24 protein-coding genes and 2 tRNA genes are annotated in these 24,694 nt (G+C 66.1%); 12 read left to right on the forward strand and 14 right to left on the reverse strand.

The genetic code is table 11. The features are described from left to right. The first annotated feature begins 97 nt into the window (after positions 1-97). Together IL252_RS06460 and IL252_RS06465 are read left to right on the forward strand one after the other, a co-directional pair. A tRNA-Asp gene (locus tag IL252_RS06460) sits at positions 98-170 on the forward strand. A 43-nt stretch (positions 171-213) separates the two neighbouring features. Further along, positions 214-286: transfer RNA gene (locus IL252_RS06465), tRNA-Asp, on the forward strand. An 88-nt stretch (positions 287-374) separates the two neighbouring features. Here the strand turns inward: IL252_RS06465 and IL252_RS06470 are convergent. Further along, positions 375-2,435 (reverse strand): histidine kinase N-terminal 7TM domain-containing protein, encoded by a 2,061-nt coding sequence (locus tag IL252_RS06470; protein ID WP_244256873.1) that lies wholly within the window; start codon positions 2,433-2,435, stop codon positions 375-377. Positions 2,436-2,802: 367 nt separating this feature from the next. On the opposite strand from IL252_RS06470, the gene IL252_RS06475 reads away from it, so the two are divergent. From IL252_RS06475 to IL252_RS06500, 6 genes are all read left to right on the forward strand, one after another. After that, on the forward strand, positions 2,803-3,456 hold the full coding sequence (locus tag IL252_RS06475; RefSeq protein ID WP_170092737.1) for a hypothetical protein: 654 nt from the start codon (positions 2,803-2,805) through the stop codon (positions 3,454-3,456). Positions 3,457-3,511: 55 nt separating this feature from the next. Next, positions 3,512-3,811 (forward strand): winged helix-turn-helix transcriptional regulator, encoded by a 300-nt coding sequence (locus tag IL252_RS06480; RefSeq protein WP_208627313.1) that lies wholly within the window; start codon positions 3,512-3,514, stop codon positions 3,809-3,811. An 81-nt stretch (positions 3,812-3,892) separates the two neighbouring features. Next, positions 3,893-4,279, forward strand: a complete 387-nt coding sequence (crcB, locus tag IL252_RS06485; RefSeq protein ID WP_208627314.1) for a fluoride efflux transporter CrcB — start codon at positions 3,893-3,895, stop codon at positions 4,277-4,279. After that, on the forward strand, positions 4,279-4,635 hold the full coding sequence (gene crcB / locus IL252_RS06490) for a fluoride efflux transporter CrcB (protein ID WP_208627315.1): 357 nt from the start codon (positions 4,279-4,281) through the stop codon (positions 4,633-4,635). Before crcB (IL252_RS06485) ends, crcB (IL252_RS06490) begins: the two co-directional genes overlap by 1 nt. A gap of 51 nt (positions 4,636-4,686) precedes the next feature. Next, a complete protein-coding gene (locus IL252_RS06495) occupies positions 4,687-5,136 on the forward strand; it encodes a carboxypeptidase regulatory-like domain-containing protein (RefSeq protein ID WP_208627316.1) in 450 nt (149 codons plus the stop codon). A gap of 144 nt (positions 5,137-5,280) precedes the next feature. Then, positions 5,281-6,462: a tubulin/FtsZ family protein gene (locus tag IL252_RS06500; protein WP_208627317.1), complete on the forward strand. Its 1,182-nt coding sequence runs from the start codon at positions 5,281-5,283 to the stop codon at positions 6,460-6,462. Here IL252_RS06500 and IL252_RS06505 read toward each other — a convergent pair. Then, positions 6,459-7,196 carry a protein-L-isoaspartate O-methyltransferase gene (locus IL252_RS06505; RefSeq protein WP_208627318.1) on the reverse strand — a complete coding sequence of 246 codons (738 nt, stop codon included), beginning with the start codon at positions 7,194-7,196 and terminating at the stop codon, positions 6,459-6,461. The two genes, IL252_RS06500 and IL252_RS06505, sit on opposite strands and share 4 nt — an antisense overlap. Positions 7,197-7,358: 162 nt before the next feature. On the opposite strand from IL252_RS06505, the gene IL252_RS06510 reads away from it, so the two are divergent. Next, entirely contained in the window at positions 7,359-7,871 is a 513-nt protein-coding gene (locus tag IL252_RS06510) for a hypothetical protein (RefSeq protein WP_208627319.1), read from the forward strand. On the opposite strand, the gene IL252_RS06515 is transcribed toward IL252_RS06510, so the two are convergent. Together IL252_RS06515 and IL252_RS06520 are read right to left on the reverse strand one after the other, a co-directional pair. Next, positions 7,858-8,478, reverse strand: coding sequence for a protein-L-isoaspartate(D-aspartate) O-methyltransferase (locus IL252_RS06515; protein WP_208627320.1), 621 nt, complete (start codon positions 8,476-8,478; stop codon positions 7,858-7,860). The two genes, IL252_RS06510 and IL252_RS06515, sit on opposite strands and share 14 nt — an antisense overlap. Before the next feature lies 1 nt (position 8,479). Next, the gene (locus tag IL252_RS06520; RefSeq protein WP_170092746.1) at positions 8,480-9,136 is read right to left on the reverse strand and encodes an HVO_0476 family zinc finger protein; all 657 of its coding nucleotides are present in this window, start codon (positions 9,134-9,136) and stop codon (positions 8,480-8,482) included. Positions 9,137-9,272: 136 nt separating this feature from the next. Between IL252_RS06520 and IL252_RS06525 the strand changes: the two genes are divergently transcribed. Continuing rightward, on the forward strand, positions 9,273-10,448 hold the full coding sequence (locus IL252_RS06525; protein ID WP_208627321.1) for a hypothetical protein: 1,176 nt from the start codon (positions 9,273-9,275) through the stop codon (positions 10,446-10,448). Positions 10,449-10,615: 167 nt separating this feature from the next. Here the strand turns inward: IL252_RS06525 and IL252_RS06530 are convergent, their stop codons facing one another. Continuing rightward, a complete protein-coding gene (locus IL252_RS06530; protein ID WP_208627322.1) occupies positions 10,616-11,566 on the reverse strand; it encodes an aminopeptidase in 951 nt (316 codons plus the stop codon). Between the two features lie 123 nt (positions 11,567-11,689). Here IL252_RS06530 and IL252_RS06535 point away from each other — a divergent pair, with 123 nt between their 5' ends. Then, entirely contained in the window at positions 11,690-12,772 is a 1,083-nt protein-coding gene (locus tag IL252_RS06535; RefSeq protein WP_208627323.1) for a type II glyceraldehyde-3-phosphate dehydrogenase, read from the forward strand. 82 nt (positions 12,773-12,854) lie between these two features. Here the strand turns inward: IL252_RS06535 and IL252_RS06540 are convergent, their stop codons facing one another. The 9 genes from IL252_RS06540 to IL252_RS06580 form a co-directional block, all read right to left on the reverse strand. Next, complete coding sequence (locus IL252_RS06540; protein ID WP_208627324.1) at positions 12,855-13,343, reverse strand: metallophosphoesterase; 489 nt, start codon at positions 13,341-13,343, stop codon at positions 12,855-12,857. 114 nt (positions 13,344-13,457) lie between these two features. Next, positions 13,458-14,672: a phosphoglycerate kinase gene (pgk, locus tag IL252_RS06545; protein ID WP_208627325.1), complete on the reverse strand. Its 1,215-nt coding sequence runs from the start codon at positions 14,670-14,672 to the stop codon at positions 13,458-13,460. Between the two features lie 45 nt (positions 14,673-14,717). Beyond that, positions 14,718-15,548 (reverse strand): hypothetical protein, encoded by an 831-nt coding sequence (locus IL252_RS06550; protein WP_208627326.1) that lies wholly within the window; start codon positions 15,546-15,548, stop codon positions 14,718-14,720. 303 nt (positions 15,549-15,851) lie between these two features. Then, positions 15,852-16,385 (reverse strand): hypothetical protein, encoded by a 534-nt coding sequence (locus IL252_RS06555; protein ID WP_208627327.1) that lies wholly within the window; start codon positions 16,383-16,385, stop codon positions 15,852-15,854. A 101-nt stretch (positions 16,386-16,486) separates the two neighbouring features. Further along, positions 16,487-17,830 carry an ABC transporter ATP-binding protein gene (locus IL252_RS06560; protein WP_369334720.1) on the reverse strand — a complete coding sequence of 448 codons (1,344 nt, stop codon included), beginning with the start codon at positions 17,828-17,830 and terminating at the stop codon, positions 16,487-16,489. Then, on the reverse strand, positions 17,814-18,881 hold the full coding sequence (locus IL252_RS06565; protein WP_208627329.1) for an ABC transporter ATP-binding protein: 1,068 nt from the start codon (positions 18,879-18,881) through the stop codon (positions 17,814-17,816). The genes IL252_RS06560 and IL252_RS06565 overlap by 17 nt, the downstream gene beginning before the upstream one ends. Then, complete coding sequence (locus IL252_RS06570) at positions 18,881-19,924, reverse strand: ABC transporter permease (RefSeq protein WP_208627330.1); 1,044 nt, start codon at positions 19,922-19,924, stop codon at positions 18,881-18,883. The genes IL252_RS06565 and IL252_RS06570 overlap by 1 nt, the downstream gene beginning before the upstream one ends. 2 nt (positions 19,925-19,926) lie before the next feature. After that, a complete protein-coding gene (locus IL252_RS06575; RefSeq protein WP_208627331.1) occupies positions 19,927-20,883 on the reverse strand; it encodes an ABC transporter permease in 957 nt (318 codons plus the stop codon). 12 nt (positions 20,884-20,895) lie between these two features. Continuing rightward, positions 20,896-22,806: an ABC transporter substrate-binding protein gene (locus IL252_RS06580; RefSeq protein ID WP_208627332.1), complete on the reverse strand. Its 1,911-nt coding sequence runs from the start codon at positions 22,804-22,806 to the stop codon at positions 20,896-20,898. A 578-nt stretch (positions 22,807-23,384) separates the two neighbouring features. Between IL252_RS06580 and IL252_RS06585 the strand changes: the two genes are divergently transcribed. Then, positions 23,385-24,647, forward strand: coding sequence for a Tat pathway signal protein (locus IL252_RS06585; protein WP_208627333.1), 1,263 nt, complete (start codon positions 23,385-23,387; stop codon positions 24,645-24,647). Positions 24,648-24,694 lie beyond the last annotated feature (47 nt).

The following is a 24,694-nucleotide window of genomic DNA, read 5'->3' on the forward strand; positions in this document are numbered from 1 at the left end:
GGATTCCGTCACCCACCGGCTCCACGACACTACAACCCAATGACGGCGCGTTTGGAAAGCCTTAATACCATCACCAGGATACGATGAGATGCGTCGTGCCCGGATGGTGTAGTGGCCCATCATACGACCCTGTCACGGTCGTGACGCGGGTTCAAATCCCGCTCCGGGCGCTTCTGCTGTGAACAGACCGCCGAACAACTGAAAATGCGTCGTGCCCGGATGGTGTAGTGGCCCATCATACGACCCTGTCACGGTCGTGACGCGGGTTCAAATCCCGCTCCGGGCGTTCTACTACAAACTCGCTCTTCTAGTAGAGTCTCTCACTGCCGAGCAACTGCCAGTCGAGTTGGCGCTGGCATCTCGGACAGGGTCGACTAGGCAACATCGGTCTGTTTCCCGACCGGAACCGTCGTACACTCGATCTCGAACCTCGCTCCGCCCTGGGCACTGTCGGTGAGAGAGATTTGCCACCCGTGGGCCTGGACGATGTCCCTGACGATGGCGAGGCCAAAGCCGGTTCCGTCCCTGCTGGTCGTATACCCCTGGTCGAAAACCGCCTCGCGTTCGTCTTCGGGAATGCCGGCACCGGTATCCTCGACGTAGAAGCCAAACTCCTCGGACAACGGCCCGACCCTGACGGTTAGATCGGCGGCTGCGTTGTGCTCGACGCTGTTTCGAAACAGGTTCTCGAACACGTTGCGGAGGCGGTTAGCGTCGCCGTCGAACTGCATCGTTCGCTCGACGGCGAGCGACGACTCGCCGGTGTCGACACTTTCCCACGCGTCACGAACGACCGCTTCGAGATCGACCTGTCTCGTTTCGGTCACCATCTCGTCGGACCGGGCCAGCGTGAGCGAGTCGTCGATGATGTCCGCCATCCGGTCGAGTTGGCGCTCGATCGTCTCGATGGTCTCGTCGTGCTCGTCTTCGGTGTTGGCTTTGAGAAGGTCGATGCGGCCAGTTGCGACGTTCAACGGATTTCGGAGGTCGTGGCTCACGATACTGGCGAACTGGTCGAGGCGTTCGTTCTGTCGTTCGAGCTTTCGTTGCTGCCGTTGTTTCTCAGTTATGTCCCGGGAGTTCAGTACGATACCCTCCACGAACGGATCGTCGAGCAGATTTCTCGCACGCACTTCGATCACCCGCCACTCGCCCGCCGAGTTGCTGACTCGCGCTCTGTACGTACCGGTGTAGCTGTACTCGTCGACGTGTTTCGACAGCTCGGTGAGGATCTCCGTTCGATCGTTCGGATGGAGACGTTTGGTGATGTTTTCGCCGACCAGTTCGGACGGTTCGTAGCCGAGGATCTCTTCGATGGACTGGCTGACGTGTGTTATCGTCCCCTCCCTGTCGATCACGGCCACCATGTCCGAAGACCGCTCGATCAGCCGTTTGAACCGCTCTTCGACGATGTGGCGCTCGGTCACGTCGCGGTAGATAAACACGGATCCGATCGTCGTCCCGGTCTGGTCGGTCAACGTCGTTCGAGTCGTGTCGAAAAACCGCAACGAGTCGTCGACCTCGACGGTCACGTCACTGTTCGTCTCGTCGCTGTCCGTTTCCAGGGAGTCGTACGACGGGATCACGTCGGCAGCGGGCCGTCCGACGGGTGGTCGTTGCTGCTCGTCGAGCAGTTCCGTACCAGCCGTGTTTACGTCGACGACGCGGTCGTCGACATCGACGACGAAGATCGGATCGACCATCTCGTCGACGAGCGTGTGCCTCGCGATGGGGACCAGATCGAGGAATCCAAACCGAAACAGCGCGACGGCGAAGATGATCCCGGTGATCGTGTTCGCGAATGCTCCAGGGTCCCAGGCTGCCGCCGGGTTGCCGTTGTACAGGAGTATCACGGTCCCCACGAACGGAATGATGCCGCCGGACAGCATCAGGATGACCTGAACGCGGTATCGACCACGCCAGTTGATGCCGACGAGGGCGATGAGAACGTAGGTCGTAAGGATCAACGCGTACTGGTAGGCGAAGGTCGCCCACACGAGAGGGCCGTCTTCCCGCCGTATCGCCGCGAGTGGTGCCTCGTTAATGAATCCCTCGACGCTCCACAGCAGATCGTGTGCCGGTGCCGTCACGACGAGCACGAAGACGACGGCTGGCCACGCGAGCAGCAGTGCCCAGCGGCGACGAGTGAGGAGCGATTCTCTGTCCGTGTACGTCACCCCGAACCAGAGTTGAGACGGTCCGAGCCCGAGGATACCGGCGAACTTGACGATGGTCCCGAGCCGGTACGCCGAGAGGGTGACACTCGCTGCCCGGACAGCAGTCCCCAGCGAGTAGAGCGAGACACAGACCATCACGACGGCGAACGGGATCGCGCCACGGACCTCTCGACGACGAACGGCGATTGCAGCGATAGCTAGGTTGACACCAGAGACGACGAGAAGCACCCATGTGGGTGCTCCAGGTGCAAATTCCACGTGTCTGGTATTCGAGAGGCGAGCATTATATTTTTGGCTGCCGTCGAGTCAGTGCACACTCGATCGACCGACAGCAGTGCGATCGACGTGGGCACCGTCGGCATTGTCGTCGTTTTCCGTGCCGATCAGGCATCGTCGTGTGATCGATCCGGGACAGCCGGTGTGGGGAGGAGACGAGCGCCGAGTCGGTCCACAGAAATTGGACCGGCGGCTCCGTGAAGTCGGTGGCGTAGAGGGGAAAAGTCCCCTCACCCTGTCATAGGTCCGTCCCACCTCGGGAGGCGGACACAGATGTGATCGGCCGACGGCGATAAATGCTTTGCGGGGGTGGGGAACTGTTTAGTGTCGGCGCACGAATCTCGCCCGTATGGAGGACGTGGACCGCGAAGCGATGCCGCGGGCGATCGTCGAGGAGTTTCTGGCACGCGAACGCGGGACGCGCGCGCTGCTGGACGACCTCGAGAAGCTGGCGATCGAGGGCCGGACCGAGGAGTTGCACGACCGCATCGAGAACCTCGCCGAGAACGACGAGGCTGTCTTTTACACCGTCGCGTTCAGCCTCGCGGACTCGGTGCAGTTCTTCGGCGACGTGGAGGCCCAGCTCGACGTGACCGCGGCCGATCGGCTCCGGGAGCTGGCCGAGACGTACCCGACGCTGGCAGAACCGTTCGCCGTCGTTCGAACGGAGCTGTCCGAAGACCGCAAGAACCCGGTGACGAACGTCAGCTACAGCGTCGCCTACCACCGTGGGATCGAGTCACCGATCGTCACCTACCGCCCGCTCTCGGGCGGGCGAGAGCTCTACGAGTCGCGAGCGACGCCGTCGGAAGTGCTGGGCACGGCCGCAGACCTCGTGGCGGCGACGACCGACGCGCTGGACGTGGCCATGGAGAGCGATCACTCGGTGAACACGGAGGAACTGAGCGAACTGATCGACCGGCGCGAGCGACTGGAGACGGAGCTGTCGCGTCTGCGTGACGATCTCGACGAACTCCGGCGGACACCGATCGACGGGGAGTAGCGAGGCGACACCGGATGCGTTTATGTGTCCACGGACAGAAGCACGGAGCGAGCACATGGGACTGGACCGACTGGCCGAGCAGGTCGAGAAAGAACGGCGTGACCTCCAGATTCTCGAAGCCGTCATCGAACACGGTCCGATCGGGATCGCCAGCCTCGCCGAGGTGGCCGAGATCCCCGAGCACAAGGTGCGGTACTCGCTTCGGATGCTCGAAAACGACGAGCTCGTCCAGCCGACACCGGAAGGCGCGGTTCCCGCCGACGACATCGAAGCGCGGATCGCGACGATGAACCAGGGGCTAGAGCGACTGCACGACCGGACCGAGACGCTGAAGGCGATTTTCGACGAGGAGTGACACCCGCCGGACGCTTCGACAGCGATATACTCCTTCGCGAGAGCAGACCCATCGACCGTCGACGGCCACGACGACAGCCAGATGTCAGAGAGCACCTCACACCACACGGTCGAAACGCTCGCCCTCGTCGGCGTCGGCGGGTTCGGCGGTGCGATCGCTCGATACGTCGCCGGGCAGTTCGTCGCCGGCCCCGCCGGGACGATGCTCGTCAACACCGTCGGGAGTTTCGCACTCGGCGTCCTCGTCTACGAGGCCGTCCACCTGGGACGGCTCTCCAGCGCGGCGCGGCTGACCGCGACGACCGGCTTCCTCTCGTCGTTTACCACGTACAGCACCTTCGCGGTCGAGACGGCCGGCCTGGCTCCGGCGTGGGCGCTCGCGAACGTCGCCGGGAGCTACGCGCTGGGTCTTGCCGGCGTGCTCGCCGGGCGTACGCTCGTCCGTAGAACTGGCCGGAGGGGTGGGTGATGGTCGCCATCGAACCCGCGGTGCTCGTCGGGATCGGCGGGGCGCTCGGCGCGCTCTGTCGTCACTCGCTGGCGACGGCCGTCGACCGGGAAGCGATCCCGCTGGGAACGCTGACCGTCAACGTCGTCGGGAGTTTCGTCCTCGGACTGGTCACCCTCGCCACACCGAGCGAGGGTGTCGCGCTGCTGGTCGGTGTCGGTGCCTGCGGGGCGTTCACGACGTTCTCGTCGTTCGCAGTCGAGACGGTCCAGCTGTGGGAATCGGGCCGCCCTCTCGTCGCGGTCGGCAACGCCGTCGCCAACCTCGTGGGCGCGCTCGCGGCCGTCGGTCTGGCGTGGCTCGTCCTCTCGCTGTGAGTCCGTGGCCGAGGCGCGGGTTTATGTACCGGGACGGGACCACGGCTCGCCATGTTCGTGGAACTGTGGCGCGACGACCGGGCCATCGAAGGACTGCCGATCAGACTCGTCATCGCCCTCGTCGTCGGCGTCGCGAGCCTGAGCGTCATGATGAACACCATCTCGGGACTGGACACGATGACCGTCAGCGAGCTCAACGTCGACCCCTCGAAGGAGGTGGTCGGAGAGGGCGAGACGGACGTGACGCTCACAGTCGTCGACCCGGACGGCCAGCCGGTCTCGGACGCGACGGTCGTCGTCACCGGTGGCACCGCGACGCTGAACGGTGCGGTGACCGCGACGACGGACTCCGGGGGCAACGCCACCGTCACGATCACGCCGCAGTTGGGGCCAAACCAGCAGGAGGGGACGGTGACGATCGACGTGAAACCCCCCGCCAGCGGCGGGTACAGCGACCGGCGGCGCAACACCCGAATCCTCGTCGTCGAGGACGGCGGCTAGGCTGCCATCCGCGAGTCGCCGCAGCGACTGGTGTCCCCAACCTCGTTGGACGACCCCACTGTGTCGGCCGGTAAGCGAGCGTTACGCGCGCCGACGGAGAGAAACGACTCTATAATTATCCGGTCGTGGGCCAACGACCACCGCATGAACCTCGCCGCAATCGGGTTCGGTAACGCGGGTGGCAAGATCGTCGACAGATTCCTCGCCTTCGAGGAGCGGTCTGGGCGGTCGCTCACGACGGAGGCGCTCGCGATCAACTCCGCGGAGATCGATCTGGCGAAGTTGGACGTGCTCCCGCCGGACCGTCGGCTCATCATCGGCCAGACCGACGAGCGGGTGAAGGGACGGGGCGTCGGTGCCGATCCGGAGCTGGGCTCGGAGATCGCTCGCCAGGACCTCACCGAGATCGAGCGCCAGCTGGACGCCGTACCGATCCACGAGACCGACGGCTTTCTCGTGGTCGCCGGGCTCGGCGGGGGAACCGGGAGCGGTGGTGCGCCGGAGCTCGCCGAGCGGCTGGGTCGGATCTACGACGAACCGATCTACGGGCTGGGGGTGTTGCCAAGCGCCGACGAGGGCGGTCGTCCCTCGCTCAACGCCGCCCGCTCGCTCCAGGCTTTCGCCGACGCGACGGACAACCTCATGGTGTTCGACAACGACGCCTGGCGACAGACCCAGGGGTCGGTCGCGGCGGGGTACGACCGGACCAACCGAGAGATCGCGCGGCGGTTCGTCACGCTCCTGGCAGCCGGCGAACTCGACGGCTCGCAGGTGTCGGAATCCGCGATGGACGCCAGCGACATCCGCCGGACGCTGGCGACCGGGGGTCTCAGCACGATCGCGTTCAGCCAGGCAGACGTCGAGGCCGAGACGAAATCGAAGCAGGGACTGTTGGGCCGCCTGCGGTCCAACGGCGAGAGCCACACCGACGAGGGCGACCTGGCGAAGAAGATCCACGGGCTCGTCCGGAAGGCCGTCCAGTCGCGGCTCACCTGTCCGGCAGACGTCGCCTCCGCCGAGCGCGCCCTGATCGTCGTCTCCGGCCCGCCACGCGAGGTCTCACAGAAGGGACTCCAGCGGGCCCGCCAGTGGCTCGAACGCGAGACCGACAGCGTCGAGGTGCTGGCCGGCGACGACCCCCGGACCGACGCCGACGCGCTCTCGGTGGCCGTGTTGCTCTCGAACGTCACCGAGGTGCCACGCGTCGACGAGCTCCAGGAGCGGGCCGTCACGGCACAGGAAAACAGCCGGCAGCAAGCCGCCGAGCGCAGAGCGGAGATCGACGAGTTGCTCACCGACGAGGAGAACGAACTCGATCCCCTCTAGTAGTCGTCCCAGTCGATCCACTCTTGCTCCCAGCCCGCCCGTGACTGGGCGGCCTGCTGGGCGCGTTCGCGGTCCTCGCGGTGGGTGCGGTTGCGCTCGACGGTGCCTGCCTGCTCGCCCTCGACGAGCATCGGCTGGAAGGCGACCCCACCGAGGCGGCGCTGACTGCCGTCGGCCGCGACGACCGTCAGCGTCTGCTCGGCCGCACCGAGTGGCATGACCAGGTGGCCGCCGTCGGCCAGTTGCTCCTGGAGCGTGCGCGGCGGTTCGACGGCCGCCGCCTCCAGCAGGATCTTGTCGTAGGGTGCGTACTCGGGGAGTCCCTCGGCCCCGTCCCGACGGTCCACGAGGACCGCCTCGTAGCCGGCCGTCGCGAGGTTCGAACGGGCGTCGGACACCAGTCGGCGCGTGATATCGATCGCGTGTACGCGCTCGGGGCCGACGATCTCGGCGACGAGCGCGGCCGTGTAGCCGACGCCGACGCCGACGATCAGCACGTCGTCGTCCGCTTCGGGGGCCAGCGCTTCGAGGAGTCGTGCCGCGGTGCTCGGTGCGAGGACGCGCGTCCCGAACCGTTCGAACGACCGGTCGGAGTAGGCCGCTCGGTCGTCCTCGACGAACGCTTCCCGCGAGACCGTTCGCATCGCGTCGGCGAGACGCGGTGTCTGCAGACAGCCCTTGCTCTCGTGGGTCAGGCTGTCGACCATGTCTTCCCGCAGCACCGCCTGTTCCATACCCGAGGTTCCCGCCGGACGTATATGAATGGCCCGCCCCAGAGTGGCGCGAGAATCGACGGCAGAGCCGAGGCTACGTGGACCGCCAGAGGCCGAGCCCGAGGTGCTCGCTCCGTTCGTCCGTAGAAAGATTCACGAGTCCATCGGTCGAAGGCGACCACGATGCCGGGCACACCCGAGCCGGTCGTCGGGAGCGCAGTCGTGACCCTGGGGCTCGCGGTCGCGACCGGGACACTCGTCGCCGTGGTGCCGCTGGTCGTCGGCCGGCGGCCGTCACCCCGGCGATACGCCGCCGTCGGCGGGGGCGTGTACGCGCTCGTCGTCGGGGGCCTCTGGGCCGTCCCGCGGATCGGCGTCGCCGGGCTGGGGTGTTCGCTCCCGGGAGACGCGGGGACGTGTGGCCCGTTTGCACTCATCGGCGTCCTCGTCCTCGCCGGACAGGGGGCCGTGGCGCTGTACACCCACGGCGAGTACGGCTACGTCGTCCCGCTCGGCGCGACGGCGTCGGTGACGCTGGTGCTGGCGTGGTCGTTCCTGCGGATCGGGGGCGAGAGCGACCCGATGGCACTCTACGCGCTCTTTTTCGGGCCGGCGGCGGTGGGCGTCACGTGCGTCCTCGGCGTCTGCGAGGGGATCGTCCGACGGCGGCGGGGAACCGCGGTCACTGCATCGTGACGAACCGGACGCTGCCGTGGTGCTCGCGTTCTAGCTCGCCGTCGGCCCGCTTTCGAGCACGGACGAGCGTCTGGGGGCGTCGACCGAGGGGGCCGAGCACCACGCCGCCGGGCCGGAGCTGTTCGACGACCGCCGGGGGAAACTGCGCTGCGCCACAGGTGAGGTACGCCCGGTCGTACGGCGCGTGCTCGGGCCACCCTTCGCGGCCGTCTCCCCTCCTGATCGCGACGGTGTCGTAGCCGAGATCGGCCAGTCGCTCGCGGGCCGTCTCGGCGAGGGTGGCGCGGTACTCGACGCTGTACACCGTGTCCGCGAGTTCGGCGGTCACGGCCGCGTGATAACCACAGCCGGTGCCGATCTCCAGAACCCGGTCGTCGGGGGCCAGGTCCAACAGGTCGGCCATGATCGCGACCATGTGGGGGGCGCTGATCGTCTGCCCGTCCCCGATCGGGAGGGGGCGGTCGTCGTAGGCCCGTTCGCGGTGCTGCTCGGGGACGAACTCGTGGCGGGGGACCGATTCGAGCGCCGTCAGCACTCGCTCGTCGTCGATGCGGTCGCTCTCGGCGAGGGCCTCAACGAGCGCTCGTCGCCGAGCCGCCCAGTCCATGCTACCACGCCGACCAGGCGGTGGTCGACTCGTCGCGGACGTACAGTCGCTTGATGTCTTTCGCGAGGGCGCTGTCGCGGTCCTGGTCGTACTGCTCGCGGTCGTAGCCGTGCGCGTCGTCGCGGACGTGGAACCCTTCGACGGTGAACTCGTTGTCGCCGAACTCGTCGGTCGCGCCGACGGTGAACTCGTAGTCGCCGGGGACGTTGAGCTTGAAGCTCTCGGTGCTGTCGTGGCGGCCGTCCTTGGGGTGCATCGTCACGTCGACGGCGACGTTCCCGACCGCGCGGGTCCAGATGGTCTCGACGTCTTCGGCGGTCCCCGAATCGACGCGTCCGCCCTCATCCAGTTCGACGGCGGTGATCCGCACGGTCATCAGGGCCTCCTCGGCGTCCAGCAGGAACTCTTCGCCCTTGGCCAGTTCCTCCTCGGCCGGCACGTCGACCTGTGCGCTGAACGACTCGCCGTCCTGTGAGACGACGACGCGGCGCTGTACCTCGTCGTCGTCCGGGAGCTGTTCCTTGTGGGTGTGGTCACATTCCGTACAGCGAACCGTCACGTGGCTGCCGGGGCTGAGCACCTCGTGGACGGTCTCGAAGGCCGGCGAACACGCCGGGCACGGCAGGGCGAGGCGATCGCCCGGTGTCGCGTCTGTCATAGGCGAGCGTACTCGGGCCGAACGTAAAGGGTCGTCGTCCCGGCCGTCTGGCCGCCTGTGACTGCCGGCCGGGGACGCACAAAACGAGATCGAACCGTACAGAAGGGCCTTACAAACGGCGGCCGACGACAGACGTATGGCACCGATACGCCGCCGCCGAGCCCTCCAGCTGGCGGGCGGGAGCCTCAGCGCGCTCGTCGCCGGGTGCGTCGGCGGGTCACCGTCCACTGGTACCGACGAGCAGACCGAGACACCGACCGACGAACCGACAGAGACGCGGACCGACGAACCGACAGAGACGCCCACGGCCGCGACCGAAGTGACCGGGAGCGAGCAGGTCCGGTATCCGTCGAGCCCGTCAGAGCCCGACTGGGCGGGAGCGGACGCCGTCGGACACGTCGCGCTGGCGGCCTCCCGAGAGCGGGCGCGAGCGCTGCTCGCGCCGTTCGAGCTCCCCGAAGAACGACGCGAGCCGGTGGTCGAGTTGCTCCGGGAGACCGACTTCGAGCGGTCGCTGCTGGCGCTGGTCGAGACCGTCGGCCCGAACGGCTGCTACCGGACCGTCGAGCTCTCGAACCTCGCGCTGAGCGACGACCGGCTCGTCGGCGACGCGAGCGCGGTAGACGAGAGCGACGGCAAAACGGCCTGCACCGAGGCGCTGACCTACCCCGCGACACTCGTGCGGGTCACCTTCGACGGGACACCGCCGGAACGGGCGACGTTCACGATCACGGACGGCTGGGGCGAGAGTGCCGACGTGACGGGGACGGTCGAGGATCGAATCGGCCCGGACCCCGACGATCTGGCCGGTCACGTCCGCCCGGACGACGACCCCGTCGTCCGAGAGCCGCTGTCCTGTGACCGCGAGGGGTTCAAGCGCCACGAAAGCTGGGTCGACGATCCACCGTGGGGACTGGCCACCGACGACGACGGCGCGCCGACGTTCGCGCTCCGGGTCGACCGACTCGAAGCCGCCGTCGGTGAGACGGTCACGGTCGCGATGACCAACGTCAGCGACAGCGTCCTGAGCACCGGCAACCGCCACAAATACAGCTTCCAGACGTACACCGACTCGGAATGGGAAGACGTGCGCGGCGCGACCGACGGCGACCCCCTGCCCTACACCGACGAAGCGATCAGTCACGTCCCCGGCGACGGGTTCGAGTGGACGCTGGCACTCACCGAGGAGGGTCTCGTCGCGGACCACGTCCACGCCGACCGGCTGGTCGTCTGTCCCGACCTCGAACCCGGTCGCTACCGCTTCGTCTTCTGGGAGCCCGCCGTCGCCGTCGCGTTCGACCTCGTCGAGTGATACGACCGGCTGTAAATCTGTGACCGATTTCGCCACCCCAGGGTGGCGAAGATCGTCACGAAGTGACAGCCGGCAGTATGAAGCGGGCTGGTGGTGTGTCGCCCCGGCTCACTCCTCCCGAGGAAGTTTCACTTCCTCGCCGTCCTCGCGTGTCGCTTCGCTCCCGCTCACTCTGCGTGTGGCAGTTCCACTGCCACACCGTCAGCAAACACGGTCGGCTCTCGCAGAATGCCGTCGAGGTGGATCGGCGCGGTCGTGTCCCCGCCGATGGCGTGGTCGTCGCCGATCGCGATGTGGACGGTGCCGCCGGCCTTCTCGTCGAGGAGCACCGAGCCAACGAGGTCCCGGACGGCGACGTTTGTCCCGATCCCGAGTTCGGCGAGGTTGTAGGCGGCGTCACCGACGGCTTCGGCGGCCTCCTCGATCTGCTGGCGGACGGCGTCGTCGCCGATCTCGGTGACGAGCCCGTCCTCGACAGTGAACTCCAGTAGTTCCCCCTCCAGCTGGCCGTGGGGCATCATCGTCCCGTCGACGACGAAGGTGCCGTCGGCGGTCGTCGGGCTACAGAACACCTCGCCGGCCGGGAGATTCGACATCTCGCCGGGCTCGTGGACGATGCCGGTGTCGAGTTGCCACTCGCGGTCGCCCAGCCCGAAGGTGATGTCGGTCCCCTGGGGGGAGGTGACTCGGATCTCGTCGGCATCCTCGACCTGTGCGAGGACGTCTCGACAGTGGCCCGCGATCGCCTCGTAGTCGGCGTCCAGCCCCATCAGGAACACGCCTTCGGTGATGCCGGGAAGCGTCGCGACGCGGGCACCGGCCTCGTTGGCCTCGCTGCGGGCCTGCGTATGGCTCAGGCTCTTGGTCGTCGGCGCGAGCACGACATCCGCGCCGGCCATCGCGGCGGCGACCGGTTCGGGTGGCTCCTCGCCGTGTTGCTCGCCCGGCGGGTACCGGAGGAAGACGGTGTCGTCGCTGATCTCGCTGGCGACGCGGTACAGCGCCTCGCCGATGGCCTTGCGCTTCTCGTCGGTGACGACGGCACAGGACTCCGTCGACTGGAGGTTCAGACACTGCTCGACCGCGGTTCTGGCCGGCTTTCGAAGCGACGAGTTCATGCACGGTAGTGGCCGCCCGACCCACCTAAAGGTACCCGGCCGCGAACAGGGTACTCCAAAGCGAGTACGTTTCTATCACTAACAATCATAAAGAATATGGTCGCCACCGGCGAACCTCCGTGTATGCTCCGCGTGGGCATCAACGGCTTTGGCACCATCGGAAAACGGGTCGCCGACGCCGTTCGTGCACAACCAGATATGACGGTCGCCGGGGTCGCCAAACGAACACCCGACTACGAGGCCGAGATCGCTCGTGATCGGGGCTACTCGCTTTTCGCCGCCGCAGAGACGACGCCGTTTACTGCGGCCGGAATCGACGTTGCGGGCCAGGTCCGCCAGCTCGTGGCTGCGAGCGACGTTGTCGTCGACGCGACGCCGGCCGGCGTCGGCGAGCGAAACCGTGCGCTGTACGAGGAACTGGACACGCCAGCGATCTACCAGGGCGGCGAAGACGCGAGCGTCGCGCCCGTCAGCTTCAACGCCAGGGCGAACTACGACGAGGCGGTCGGTGCCGACGCCGCCCGCGTCGTCTCGTGTAACACGACCGGGCTGTCACGCGTCCTGGCACCGCTGGAGGAACGCTACGGGATCGAGAAGGTGCGCGCGACGCTGGTCCGACGCGGCGGCGACCCCTCACAGACCGGGCGGGGACCGATCAACGACACGCTGCCCGACCCCGTTTCGATCCCCTCCCACCACGCACCGGACGTCAAGACGGTCTTCCCGGAGCTGTCGATCGACACCATGGGCATGAAGGTGCCCGCGACGCTGATGCACACCCACGCGATCAACCTCACGCTCCGGGCGATGCCCACCGCCGAGGACGTTCGCGAGCTACTGACCGCCGAGGGGCGACTGCTCGTGATCCCGGAACGGCTGGGCATCGACGGCGCGGGCAAGCTCAAAGAGTACACCCGCGACGCGGGCCGACCCCGCGGCGACGTGTGGGAGAACTGCATCTGGGCCGAGTCCCTGACCGTCGAGCCCCTGTCGGACGACCGTGCTGACTGCTACCTGTTCCAGGCGATCCACCAGGAGGCCGACGTGGTCCCCGAAAACGTCGACGCCATCCGGGCGATCGCCGGCCTCGCCGACGGCCCCGAGAGCGTCGAGCGCACCAACGAGGCCCTGGGGATCGGCTGCGGGCTCGCGGGGATAGAGCCCGACACGACTGCGCCGGCCCGCGACGCCGCGAGCGACGACTGACACGGGCTATACTTTCGCTGTCACTTCGAGATTCGCCACTGAGGTGGCGGGTTCGTTCACAGACTGACAGCCGGCAGTACGCTCAGAGCCGATGGAACTCGATCTCGCCCGACTCGGTGTCGAGGACGGCGACGTGGAGCGGTTCGGGTGCGGTCTCGATCGGGATGCCACCGGGGTTGATCCGGACGGTGCCATCGTGTTCTTCGAGCACGCGCTCGTGGGTGTGCCCGTGCAGGACGTAGTCGTAGTTGCCACACTCGACCAGCGCGTCGACGATCGCGGGGCTGGTGCCGTGGTAGACGGCCACCTCGACGCCGTCCAGGGTCAGCTCACCCATCTCACCGAGGTAAGTGCCGAACTCGTCGATCTGGGCGGCGAGTGCCCACTCGCCGTCGTTGTTCCCCCGGACCGCGTAGAAGTCGAACTCGTGCTCGAAGGGGGCAGCCGAGAACGGTGCGACGAAGTCACCGCAGTGGACGACGGCGTCGACGCCGACGGCGTCGAACTGCTCGATCGCTGCCGCGACGAGGTCCGTGTCGTCGTGAGTGTCCGAGACGATCCCAACGTGCATACACGATATGCTGGGCCGGGCGTGGAAATCGGTGTCGATCAGCCCGGCGCGGCGCTCACGCGGTCTGGCGTCCCGCCCCGGTAACGAGGGCGACGCGGTCGTCCGGACGGGTCGTTACTCCCGCTGGAGGACCTCGACGCCGATCAGCGAGGCCCCGGTGAGCGCGCGGATGTACGCCCCGCCCGCGATCGAGACGTGCCCGAAGTCGTCCTCGCTCATGCCGTACATCTCGATCGCCCGGGAGGTGTCGCCCCCACCGACCACCGAGAAGCAGTCGGTCTCGGCGATCGCTTCCAGCACCGACACCGTCCCGACGGAGAAGCGCTCTTCCTCGAAGACACCCAGCGCACCCTTCACGAAGACGGCCTCCGAGTCCCGGACCACGTCGGCGTAGTGCTCGGCCGTGTCCGTGCCCACGTCCATGAACGAGACCGTCTTCTCGTCGATGTCGGCTACGTCCATCTCGGTGCGGTCGCCGTCCTCGTCGGCGTAGGCCATGTCCGTCGCCAGCGTGATCTTCTCGCGGTTCTCTTCGAGGATCTGCTCGATCAGCTCGTGGTTGTCCTCCCACTGGGAGTCGTAGAGATCCAGGTCGGGATCGAGGTCGAAGCCCACGGGCGCGCCGTCGGCCCGCAGGAACAGTTCGCCCGCGATCCCGCCCAGCAGGAAGTCGTCGACCGTGTCGCCGAGGTGGTCCATCACGTCGATCACGTCGGTTGCCTTCGTCCCGCCGACGGCCATCGTCACCTGTCCGTCGAACTCCTTCTGTGCGATGGCGGTGTTTGCCTCGTACTCGGTCTCCATGACGCGGCCGGCGTATGCCGGGAGCACGAGCGGGAAGCCCACCAGCGAGGCGTGCGAGCGGTGGGCCGCCGAGTAGGCGTCGTTGACGTAGGCGTCGAACTCCGGGGCGAGCGTCTGGACGAACTCCGTCTCGGCCTTGACCTCGGGGTCTTCCTCGGGCAGTTCCTCGTCACACATCCGGGTGTTCTCCAGCAGGAGCACGTCGCCGCCGTCGAGGTCGTCGATGGCGGCCAGCGCGTCCTCGCCGAAGGTGTCGGCGACGAAGTCCACGTCCCCGCCGATGTGTCCGCTCAGGATGTCGGCGTGCTGTTCGAGCGAGACGAACGTGTCCCGGCCGGGGCGGCCCTGGTGGGCCATCAGCACGGTCTCGAAGCCGCGGTCCGCGAGTTCTCGAACCGTCTTCGCGTGGCGTTCGAACCGGCGGTTGTCCTGCACCGCGCCGTCCTCGACCGGCGAGTTCAGGTCGAGGCGGACGAGGACGCGCTGTCCGTCTGCGAGGTCGTCGAGCGTCTGGAACGCTGCCATACGCGAGGAGAGAGGCGTCCGGGAGAAAAAACCGCCCGATCCCTATTAGCGAGTGAGCTTCGCTTCGTGGTTCTCGTCGAGTTCGCGCAGTCGATCGCCACACGAGCCACACTCCGCGGCGATCACCTCGTGGAGCCCACAGCAGGACTCGACGGTGTCTGCCGTCGTCGTGATCTGGCCGCCACACGCGGGACAGTCGTCCCCGAGCGTGCGCAGTTCCTCGCGGATGGTCCCGCGCTGTTCGACCGGCACGTCGGCCCAGCGGTCGGTCCACGCTGCCATCGCCGCGTCGGTCGCCACGTCCGCGAGCAGCGCGGCCTCGCTTGGCCACTTGCGAATCCGGTTGTCGATCTCGATGGCCGGGTAGTCGCGGTCCGTCGTCGCGACCGAGTCGGGAGCGGCGTCGAACAGGGTCGCCAGTGTCGCCGGTTCCCGCGGCGAGTCCCGGTTGGCGTCGACGTGCTCGTCTCGCAGCGCCGCGAAGTCCTCGGTGAAGCGGTCGCCGTCGTCGCGGGTGACGACGCCCTCGTCGACGAGGAACTGTTCGGGCTCGACGGCGTTCTCGCGGTGGTACTCGATTTTCTCGATTATCTCCCACTCCTCGTCGTCCGCCTCGTGGTCGTCGAAGCGCGCACGGATCGACTCGGGGAGGTACCGCTTGGTCAGCGTTGGCGTCCCGGGGACGAGATAGCCACGCAGGTAGATCGACACCAGTGAGGCGACGAAGACCGCGACGCCGGCCGGCGGGACGACGACGCCGACGAGCGTGCTCACCACGGCAGCGATGACGACGTTGACGGCGGTACAGGGGATACAGCGGTTCTGACCGGTGTACTCCGGTCGGCGAACGCGCTCCACCACAGAGAACTCTGTCATAGAGGGGTTTGGTGGCCGGCCGTCAAAACTGGTCGGGCTCTCACTGCGGTCGTGTTCAGATAAGAGAAGGAAACTGGAGAGAACGCACCGAAAGCCCTCGCGGTGCTCGACCTTTCATCCGCCAGGCGCGTAGACGGACCAAGTGGCCGACTCCTGGCGGATGAAAGGGCGAGGCGCGGTCCGGGGTTCTGCGGCGGCACTATCCGAACGCAGTGAGGATATCTGCCACAGAATCCCGGAGCGAGCCGAGGGCTTTCGGTGTTTACAAGTCAGAAGGAGCAACGGCGTATCTCAACACTACCCTCACCGCACGAGTCGGACGACACACTCGTCGGCGAGAGAGCCGCTCTCGTAATCGTCGACGTTGACGTGTGCGCCGAGGGCGTACTCGCCGGGGTCGGCCGGCTCCCACTCGCGCTCCGTCACCCGGAACCGTCCGCTCCACTCGCCGGCAAACTGCTTGCGTTCGCCCCGATCGAAGTGGAGTTTGCCGTCCTCGTCTGGCGGGTCGTACTGGTCGACGTGGGACGCTTCGGTGAGGCCGTCGACCGTCCAGGCCCACAGCACCGGCGACCGCGTCGTCAGCGTGATCGGGATCGGCAGCGCGTTTTTCATCGTCACGCGAAAGGGGATTGCACTCCCGAGTTCGTACTCGGTCTGGGGCGTCTCGATCGACAGCGAGATCGCCCGGCGACGGATCGCCCTGGGGACGAGCCACCGGCTCAACAGGCTGCTGTTGACCGAGCGAGCCGACTGTGGTCGGTACTCGTCGTCATCGTCGTCCGGAGTAAAGGGGTCCACGTCGTCTGGCGGTCCCCCACCGAGCAGTCCGCGCATCGACTGTACGGCGGGTCGGAACGAGCAAAAACCTTGGCGTCCCGGCCGCGTCCAGTCGTCCCGACCGCGACGGTGCGATCACCGCGCGAGCAGGCGCGAGGTCAGTCGCCCGCGAGCTCGCCGTCACGGAGGACGGCCGGTGGATCGGGATAGTCGTCCTCGTACAGCAGACAGGCGATCTGCTGGCCGTCGCCGGTGTGAGTCAACGGCGGGTCCCGTCGTTCACAGGGCGACTCGAAGGCCTCCGTCGCGCGGCTGCGCGCGCCGTCCAAATCAGCCTGGGCCAGGTCGTCGACCAGGTCGGACAGCACCGACTCGACCTGGGGGTCCCCGACCTGCTCGGGGAGCCCGAACTCCTCGCGGACGAGCTGGTCCAGTTCGTCCCGGCCAGCGTCGTGCGGGTCGGTGTCTTCGTCGGCCGGAATCGCCGTCAGAGACTCCAGAGAGTCGGTCTCTGAGAGCCTGATCTTCAGGTCCATGACGGCACGCCACACGGGCTGGTCGAGGTCGTACTCGTCGGGCTGGATCACCCGCGGACACCGCGTGTGGAACCGGCAGCCGCTTGGCGGGTCGATCGGCGACGGGACGTTGCCCGACAGCAGCGTCTGGTCTGCCTCCCAGAGCGGGTCGGGCTCGGGGATCGCCGACAGCAGCGCTTCCGTGTAGGGGTGGTGTGGCGGGTTGAACACCGACTCGGTCGAACCGACTTCGGCGACCTCACCGAGGTACATCACCGCGATCCGATCCGAGATGTGTTCGACGACGCTGAGGTCGTGGGCGATGAAGACGTAGGAGAGTCCGAACTCCTCTTGGAGGTCTTCGAGCAGGTTCAGAATCTGGGCCTGGACGGACACGTCCAGTGCCGAGACGGGCTCGTCGCAGATGATGACCTCCGGATCGACCGCCAGTGCTCGCGCGATGCCGATACGCTGGCGCTGGCCCCCGGAGAACTCGTGGGGGTAACGGTTGGCGTGGCTGGGGTTGAGCCCGACCGTCTCGAGGAGTTCGTAGATCCGCTCCATGCGAGCGTCGCCGCTGGCGATGTCGTGGATGTCCAGGGGCTCGCCGATGATGTCGCCGACGGTCAGGCGCGGGTTCAGGCTCGAAAACGGGTCCTGAAAGATGTACTGGAGGTCGGTGCGCAGCGATCGCAGCTTGGAGTTCGAGACCTCGGTGAGGTCGATCTCCTGTTCGCCGTCGTGGTAGTACACCGACCCCTCGGTGGGCTCGACGAGCTGGAGCATCGAGCGGCCAAGCGTCGTCTTCCCGCAACCACTCTCACCGACGACACCCAGCGTCTCGCCGGCTTCGAGTTCGAGATCGACGCCGTCGACGGCTCTGACCAGCTGTGGCTCGCCGAGCAGTCGGTCGACGAAGCCCTCGTCGCTCTCGTAGTACTTCGTGAGCCCCTCGGTTCGAAGGATCGTTCTACTCACGCTGATCACCCGGTGTGATCTGTGGATCCTCGCCGTCGACTTCGACGGTGTAGTCCAGCCCGCCGGTCAGATCGCCCGTGTACTCCAGGCAGGCGGCGGCGTGTTCGTCCGGGTCGCCGCTGGCCTCGTGACCGGTCTCGGGATCGACAAGTACCGGGTCCTTGCGGGTGCAGGCCTCCTCCGCGTACGGACAGCGGGGGTGGAAGCTACAGCCCGTGGGAACGTCAACGAGGTCCGGCATCGTGCCGGGGATCGTCTGGAGGCGCTCTCGGGTGTCCCCGATCCGGGGAATCGAGCTCATCAGCCCGACCGAGTAGGGGTGTTTCGGGTCGTAGTACAGCTCCTCGACCGGTGCCTTCTCGACCGGGCGACCGCCGTACATCACCATCACGCGATCGCACACCTGTGCGATCACGCCGAGGTCGTGCGTGATCAGTTGGATCGACGTGTCGAACTCGTCGGCGAGGTCCTCGAGCTGGTCGAGGATCTTCGCCTCGATGGTCACGTCCAGGGCAGTCGTGGGCTCGTCGGCGATCAACAGGTCGGGATCGCAGGACAGCGCCATCGCGATCACCGCTCGCTGTTGCATCCCGCCGGAGAACTCGTGGGGATAGTCCGAGTAGCGCGCTTCCGCCTCGGGGATCCCGACCTCGTCGAGGAGGCGGATCGTCCGCTCCTTTGCCTCCTGCTCGCCGTAGTCGAGGTGGTGTCTGATCACCTCGGAGATCTGTTCGCCGACGGTGTAGACGGGGTTGAGCGCGGTCTGGGCGTCCTGGAAGATCATGGCGATCTCGTTGCCACGGATCGACCGGACGCGCTCTTCGCTCATCTCCAGGAGGTCCTCGCCTTTGAACAGGATCTCGCCGCTCTCGATCTGGCCGGGGTCCTCGATCAGGCGCATCAGCGACATGGCGGTGACGCTCTTGCCGGCACCGCTCTCGCCGACGACGCCGAACTTCTCGCCGCGTTCGATCGTGTACGAGAGGTCGTCGACGGCCCTGACGACCCCTTCTTCCGTGTAGAAATTCACGGTGAGGTCGTTGATCTCGACGAGGGCCATCAGTTACCACCTCCCTGTTCGACGTCGACGTTGCTCTGGGCGTCCAGCGCGTCGTTGACGCCGTCACCGATCATGTTCATGGCCATCACGAAGATGAAGATTGCTCCACCGGGGAAGACCGTCGCCCACCACGGGATCGAACCGCCCGGCCCCTGGATGAGCGTCTCGCGAGTCGCGTCGAGCATCGTCCCCCACTCGGGGGTGCCCGGCGGGAAGCCGAGACCGAGGAAGCCAAGCGCCGCCACGCCGATGACGACGGTCCCGATCGACAGCGACGCCTGGACGATCAGGGGCGCGATGGCGTTGGGAACGATGTGTCTGAAGATCACCGACCGGTCACGGGCACCGAGCGCCTGTGCGGCCGTGACGTACTGGTTTTGTTTGACCGAGAGGATCTCACCGCGTATCAGTCGTGCGTAGCCGGCCCAGCCGGGGAAGGCGAAGGCCGCGACCAGTTGCCAGTAGCCACCACCCAGGATGGCGATGATCACCAGCGCCAACACGAGCGCCGGGAAGGCAAAGACCGTGTCGACGATCCGCATCATGACCTCGTCGACCCAGCCGCCGTAGTAGCCCGCGACGGCACCGTAGACGAGCCCGAAACCGGCGGTGATAAAGACCACGACGAAGCCGATCGAGATGCTCGCACGACCGCCGACCAACACACGGGAGAACATGTCGCGACCCGAGGCGTCGGTCCCCATCGGGTGGGCCAGCGACGGCGGGTCGTACGCCTCGACGTTCAAACCGGGTTCGAGGAAGAGACTCTTCTGCGGCTCGAAGGGTGCGAGCGAGATCGGCTGGACGGTGATGCCGGCGATCTCGACCGGCCGCGCGAACGTCGTCAACACCACCATGATCGCGACGACCGAGAGGCCGATCATCGCCGTCCGATTGCTCTTGAACTGCCGCCAGGCGCGGTGCCAGCGCCCCTCCGTTCCGCCACCCGTTCCACCTGCTGTCCAGTCGGACAGTGGCTCCCGTTCGGTCACCTGTTCCGTGTCGAAACCGCTGATCTGTATCCGTCCTCGTTGCGTAGACATAGTTAGTCGTATCTGATCCGTGGGTCCAGCATCGCGTAGACGATGTCTGCGAGTAGGTTCGCGAGCACGAGTGCGACGCCGGTAAACAGCGTGATCGCCAGGATGAGATTGACCTCGCGGGAGGTGATCGCCTGGACGAACTCTCGGCCCAGTCCGGGCCAGCTGAAGACGACCTCGACGACGACCGAGCCAGCGACGATGTTGGCGGTCAGGAACGCCGCGACCGTCGTCACCGAGATCAGAGAGTTACGCAGAACGTGCTTGAGGATCACCGTTCGCTCGGGGAGCCCCTTCGCGCGCGCGGCAGTGACGTACTCCTTGTTGAGCTCCTCGGCCATCGACGAGCGCATGATCCGCATCAGCGTCGAGGCAGAGGCGGTCCCGATCGTGATGCCGGGCATCACGAGGAACCACAGCGTGTCCAGACTCAACAGTCCATCTCGCGGGGGCAAGACCGGCCAGATGTTGAACACCAGCGCACCGAACAGGATCAGCATCAGGCCGAGCCAGAAGTTCGGGATCGAGATGCCCGAGAGGGCGATGAAGCGACTCACGTGGTCGCCCAGGTCGTCCTTGTTGACGGCCGCGTAGATCCCCGTCGGGATCGCGATGACCAGTGCGAACACCCATCCGAACAGCCCGAGCACGATCGTTTCGGGCAGTCGGTTCATGATGACGTCGTTGACGCTGACACCCGAGCGGGTGATGACCGGACCGAGATCGCCCTGTAACACGTTCCCGATCCAGCGCAGATACTGCTCCCAGACCGGGAGGTCGTATCCGTATCGTTCGCGCAACGCCGCCTCTTCGGCCGGACCGACATCGGGGTTGAACGACACCAGCACGTCGATCGGGTCGCCCGGCGTGAGATGTACCATGCCGAACGTGACGATCGAGACACCGAACAGTATCGGGATCGTCAGCAGTACTCGTTTGACGATGAAACGTCGAAGGCCCATACGTTGTCCTCGTTATCTGCTGAGGTACGTAATCTGTTCGTCCTGTGGGGCGAACAGTCCGTATCCGATGATGTCCTGCGTGCTCGGATACGTGTTGAACCCGTTGACGGCGGTGTCGTCGACGACACCGACGAGCGTACTGTGCGTACCGTAGGAGTTGGCGCTGAGTTCGAGGACGCGTTCCCAGACCTCGTTGTACCGTTCCTGTCTGAGCTCGGGGTCCTGGGCCACGTCGACGCCGTACCGGGCGTCCCGAAGCAGCTGGCTCAGGTCGTCGTCGTCGATGTTCTGGAAGTTACAACACTGGGCGAAGTTGTCCTGAGAGTGGACGGACTTCGCGTAACCGTGTGGGTTGAATCCGCCCGAGAGTCCGATGAAGGCGAACTTGCCGTCGTCGTAGTACTCCTCGCTCAGGAGCTGTCCGATGAAATCGAGGAACTCGTAGGTCTCCAGCGAGGCCTCGAAGTACTCCGACTGGTTGAGCGACTGCTGGATCAGTTCGACGGTACGGACGCGGTCGTCGTTGTCGGAGTTGGTCTCAAGCTGGATCTCGATCGGGGTCTCCCAGCCGTTGTCGTCGATTGCTTCTTCGATGAGCTCCGTCGCGCGTTCGCGGTCGAGTTCGTTGTACTCGCGGCCGTCTTCGACGAGTTGCTCGTAGTCGTCGGTCCCGGTCGAGGCGGCGACGGGTGGCAGCGGCGTCCAGGCCGGGCTTTCCCACCCGGAGAAGACGCTCTGGGCGATCGTCTCACGCGGGATGAGGTGGTTGATCGCCTGTCGGATCCGCTTGTCGGTGAAGGGTTCGACCGTGACGGGGTGCTGGAGGAACGTGTAACCGGCACCGTCGGTCGGGGCCGTCCGGAAGTCTTCGGAGTTCTGGTAGTCGTTGAGCGTACTCGCGGTCAGCCCGTAGCTCATGTCGATCTCGCCTTCCTGGAGGGCAGCAGACCGGGAGGCGTCCTCCGAGACGAACGCTATGTCGACCTCGTCGACGACCGGACCGTTCGGGAACTCCGAGGGACCCTCGAACCAGTCTTTCATCTCGGTGTCGAACCAGTAGTCGTCGAACGCGGAGAACACGACGTACTCGCCTTCCTGGAACTCGTCGAGTTCGAACATCCCGGTTCCCATCGGGGTGTTGCCCTGTCGGGGGTCCATCTCCTCGGGCGGGAGCGTCGCCGACTCGGAGGGGTAGATCGGTGCCTGGCCGAGTTCCAGCACCGCGGCCGCGTCGGGTTCCTGCACGTAGAGGTGGACGGTGTAATCGCCGTCGGCCTGGATGTCCAGCATCGAGTCGTAGTACTGGCCCGACAGCGTCGAGTTTCGAATCCGCTCGTAGGACTCGACGACGTTGTCGGCGGTCATCTCGTTGCCGTTGTGGAACGTGACACCTTCGTGGAGGTCGAACCGGAAGTGCATCCCGTAGGTGCCGTCGGCAACGGCGTCGCCCGCTTCTTCGACGGTCAGGACGCGGGCGTCGTCGCCGGAGGCGGGATCGTTGTCCGGGTGTTCGAGGACGATCTGTGCGTCCGTGTCGATGACCATCGCGCCGTCTTCGGTCTCGGTGTAGGGGACGGTGGTCATGTAGTCGGCGTAGTCGGCCGGCGACGCCTCCTGTACGTCGACCTGTTCGTAGGACTCGGCGAGCCACGGATAGATGTCGCCGCTCGCGCTGGTCGTCACCATCCCCTCGAAGATGAGGTTGTGGAGGATCGAAGCCGTAGCGGAGCTACTGTACGCGAAGTCGAACGTGTCCGGACCGCTTCCGATCGCGGCCCTGAACGTCCCACCTTCTTCGATCTCCGATGGATCCACCGTGACGCGGTCCTGGACGGGATCGACGCCGCCGTCGCCGCCGTCACCACCGTCGCCGCCGTCACCACCGTCGCCACCGAGCTGATCCGAACAGCCCGAAAGTGACATTGCAGTGAGTGCAGCTGCGCTCTGGAGGACCTTACGACGCGAAAAACCGGGCAAATTATCGTCCAAATTTAATTTCGACATGTCTGAATCACCAGTGAAAGCCTACCCCACCATCACAGTGATCATCAAAAAGGGTTGTGGCGTTGTCTCACGTATCGCGCCAACACAGAATAAATAATCGTATTTTCTCTCGAAATAATCTAGTGAACAACAAATGTACTTGTACCCAATCAGGTTAACGATGATCAGAACCCCACTGCGACAACAACACCACTGTGGTTTGAGATGTTACTCCATCGATTCGACCGTCTGGTGGCAGTGGGCCGCTCCTGTCGAAGAAGACCGGGACAAGCACCGGAGAGCGACGGCGAGATCGCGTCGTCCCGAGAGATCGATCGTTAAGAGATATCCCGTTTCGTTTAACGGCTCAGTTCACTCCCACGTGAACGAGTGGCAGGGAGCACACGACTGACGGTCATCGTGTCGCGGGATTCGCTCCGCCGCGCTAACGCCCGACCGGGAAGACGACGACAATCCGTATCAGAAGGATATTTGCAGCGGCGTGCCTAGGACCGCCGATGCAACCCACCCAGCGCGGTGTCTCACGGCGCGAGTTCGTCAAGGCGGCCGTGGCCATCGGCGGGTCGGCCGCGCTGTCGGCCTGTCTCGAACGAGAGTCCCCGGATCTGGCGACCGGAGATCCCTCGTCGGTCCCCGACCGCCAGCACGCCTGGAACGAGGCGTTGCCACGAGACGACCACGGAAACGTCCGGATCCCCCGTCACCACGCCCTCTTGCTCGTCGAGTACAGTGAGACGGGCGTCCCCGACGACGACGCGCGCGAGACCGTCGAAGCGGCGTTCCGGTCGCTCGAACGAGCCTACCCGTGGAGCAACGAGGGACTGCTCTTTACCGCGGGCTATTCGCCCGCGTACTTCGACCGATACGACGCCGACCTCGACGGCGTCGCGCTGCCAGCGCCCACGGCACTGGCCCCGTTCGAAGACCCGGAACTCGACGAACCAGACGCGGTGCTACACCTCGCCAGCGACTACGGCAGCGTCGTCCTGGGGGCCGAACAGGCCCTGATGGGGGAACGGTCGACGCTCAACGGCGTCGACGTGTCCGGCTTCGGCGAGGTCTTCGACCGCGTCGACAAGCGGACCGGGTTCGTCGGCGACGGCCTCCCCGCGGAGAACCAGGACGTGGACGGGATTCCGGACGACGAACCCGTCGACGAGGACGCACCGCTGTTCATGGGCTTCGAGTCCGGCTTCGAGAAGAACCAGGCCAGCGAGGGCGGCGTCACGATCGAGAGCGGCCCCTTCGCCGGTGGGACGACCCAGCACCTCTCGAAGATCCGGCTCCACCTCGACCAGTGGTACAATCAGGACAGTCGCTCCCAGCGCGTCGCGAAGATGTTCTGCCCGGCCCACGCGGAGGACGACCGCGTCGAGGGCGTCGGCGAGAACCTCGGCGACGACAATCAGGTCGACGACTGCGTCGACGACGTCGAGGCCGACGCTGGCAGCCACGGGATCGTCGGTCACGCCCAGAAGAGCGCCCGCGCACGCGACGAGAACGATACGCCCGTCCTGTTGCGCCGGGACTTCGACTCGACCGACGACGGCGCGGCCGGCGTCCACTTCCTCTCGCTGCAGTCGTCGATCGCGGACTTCGTCGCGACGCGAGCGGCGATGAACGGCAGCGACGTGAGCGAGGAGTCGAGCGTCGGGACGCGACTCAACAACGGGATTCTCCAGTACATGACCGTCCAACGGCGGGGCAACTACCTCGTCCCGCCACGCTCGTCGCGTGCGCTGCCACGGCCCAGCCCGTAGCGTCTTCGACGGTCAGACCACATCGCTATAGAGGGACCAGTGCCAAG

The organism is Halomicrobium sp. IBSBa (assembly GCF_017612575.1).
In the GTDB taxonomy this organism is placed as follows: domain Archaea; phylum Halobacteriota; class Halobacteria; order Halobacteriales; family Haloarculaceae; genus Halomicrobium.

What these genes read in the sequence shown, in the direction of transcription:
- IL252_RS06475 (WP_170092737.1), top strand. Translation starts at nt 2,803, where the DNA reads ATGGAGGACGTGGACCGCGAAGCGATGCCGCGGGCGATCGTCGAGGAG.
- IL252_RS06480 (WP_208627313.1), top strand. Translation starts at nt 3,512, where the DNA reads ATGGGACTGGACCGACTGGCCGAGCAGGTCGAGAAAGAACGGCGTGAC.
- crcB (WP_208627314.1), top strand. Translation starts at nt 3,893, where the DNA reads ATGTCAGAGAGCACCTCACACCACACGGTCGAAACGCTCGCCCTCGTC.
- crcB (WP_208627315.1), top strand. Translation starts at nt 4,279, where the DNA reads ATGGTCGCCATCGAACCCGCGGTGCTCGTCGGGATCGGCGGGGCGCTC.
- IL252_RS06495 (WP_208627316.1), top strand. Translation starts at nt 4,687, where the DNA reads ATGTTCGTGGAACTGTGGCGCGACGACCGGGCCATCGAAGGACTGCCG.
- IL252_RS06500 (WP_208627317.1), top strand. Translation starts at nt 5,281, where the DNA reads ATGAACCTCGCCGCAATCGGGTTCGGTAACGCGGGTGGCAAGATCGTC.
- IL252_RS06505 (WP_208627318.1), bottom strand. Translation starts at nt 7,196, where the DNA reads ATGGAACAGGCGGTGCTGCGGGAAGACATGGTCGACAGCCTGACCCAC.
- IL252_RS06510 (WP_208627319.1), top strand. Translation starts at nt 7,359, where the DNA reads ATGCCGGGCACACCCGAGCCGGTCGTCGGGAGCGCAGTCGTGACCCTG.
- IL252_RS06515 (WP_208627320.1), bottom strand. Translation starts at nt 8,478, where the DNA reads ATGGACTGGGCGGCTCGGCGACGAGCGCTCGTTGAGGCCCTCGCCGAG.
- IL252_RS06520 (WP_170092746.1), bottom strand. Translation starts at nt 9,136, where the DNA reads ATGACAGACGCGACACCGGGCGATCGCCTCGCCCTGCCGTGCCCGGCG.
- IL252_RS06525 (WP_208627321.1), top strand. Translation starts at nt 9,273, where the DNA reads ATGGCACCGATACGCCGCCGCCGAGCCCTCCAGCTGGCGGGCGGGAGC.
- IL252_RS06530 (WP_208627322.1), bottom strand. Translation starts at nt 11,566, where the DNA reads ATGAACTCGTCGCTTCGAAAGCCGGCCAGAACCGCGGTCGAGCAGTGT.
- IL252_RS06535 (WP_208627323.1), top strand. Translation starts at nt 11,690, where the DNA reads ATGCTCCGCGTGGGCATCAACGGCTTTGGCACCATCGGAAAACGGGTC.
- IL252_RS06540 (WP_208627324.1), bottom strand. Translation starts at nt 13,343, where the DNA reads ATGCACGTTGGGATCGTCTCGGACACTCACGACGACACGGACCTCGTC.
- pgk (WP_208627325.1), bottom strand. Translation starts at nt 14,672, where the DNA reads ATGGCAGCGTTCCAGACGCTCGACGACCTCGCAGACGGACAGCGCGTC.
- IL252_RS06550 (WP_208627326.1), bottom strand. Translation starts at nt 15,548, where the DNA reads ATGACAGAGTTCTCTGTGGTGGAGCGCGTTCGCCGACCGGAGTACACC.
- IL252_RS06555 (WP_208627327.1), bottom strand. Translation starts at nt 16,385, where the DNA reads ATGCGCGGACTGCTCGGTGGGGGACCGCCAGACGACGTGGACCCCTTT.
- IL252_RS06565 (WP_208627329.1), bottom strand. Translation starts at nt 18,881, where the DNA reads ATGGCCCTCGTCGAGATCAACGACCTCACCGTGAATTTCTACACGGAA.
- IL252_RS06570 (WP_208627330.1), bottom strand. Translation starts at nt 19,924, where the DNA reads ATGTCTACGCAACGAGGACGGATACAGATCAGCGGTTTCGACACGGAA.
- IL252_RS06575 (WP_208627331.1), bottom strand. Translation starts at nt 20,883, where the DNA reads ATGGGCCTTCGACGTTTCATCGTCAAACGAGTACTGCTGACGATCCCG.
- IL252_RS06580 (WP_208627332.1), bottom strand. Translation starts at nt 22,806, where the DNA reads ATGTCACTTTCGGGCTGTTCGGATCAGCTCGGTGGCGACGGTGGTGAC.
- IL252_RS06585 (WP_208627333.1), top strand. Translation starts at nt 23,385, where the DNA reads ATGCAACCCACCCAGCGCGGTGTCTCACGGCGCGAGTTCGTCAAGGCG.